The sequence below is a fragment of the Kordia jejudonensis genome (genome assembly GCF_001005315.1).
GTDB lineage: Bacteria > Bacteroidota > Bacteroidia > Flavobacteriales > Flavobacteriaceae > Kordia > Kordia jejudonensis.
In genome coordinates this window covers 1-550 of sequence record NZ_LBMG01000189.1, presented here as the reverse complement: position 1 = coordinate 550, position 550 = coordinate 1, and the positions used below count along the sequence as shown (strand labels likewise).

General features: G+C 30.7%; 1 protein-coding gene. It reads left to right on the top strand.

The genetic code is table 11. The annotated features are described in order from the left end of the window. Positions 1 to 208 precede the first annotated feature (208 nt). Positions 209 to 550: hypothetical protein (locus tag AA089_RS23265; protein ID WP_156169312.1), on the top strand; the 342-nt coding region annotated here is incomplete at its 3' end.

Below are 550 nucleotides of genomic sequence, written 5' to 3'. Positions count from 1 at the left end.
CATTGTAGAGTCAATACTGATCGTGATTGTCATGATCATATTTATACGAATGCTACTAAAACTAAAACAGAAACCAAAACAGAAACAGAAACTGAAAAATAAAGTAGACAACGAAATTGAAAAGGAACTTAAAGATAATTCAGAATGATGAATTCTAAATTATGAATTGCATACAGTAACCGTTGAATTTTTTTTAACTAAGTAAACAATGAAAAATACATATATCATCACATTAATGGCTTATGGTTTCATACCAAATTATGGCTATGCAAGTACACTGAAAAGAATAGAAGTTCAACAAACCATGGAGGAATTGCTACAAAAGCAACAGGCTTTTGAAACGCGCATGTATATCATTATAGGTTGTATTGCATTGTTAGTATTCTTATTTGGATTGCTGTGTTTTTTGAATAAAAGAGGCGATAAACGACTGGAAAAGATTTTGAAATTACTAGAAAAACACCGACAAACCACTGAAGAAACACCCAAAAAGGATGAAGTTCAACCCGCTATTGATATCGAAATAGTTAATACTATTCTTCTAGAACTA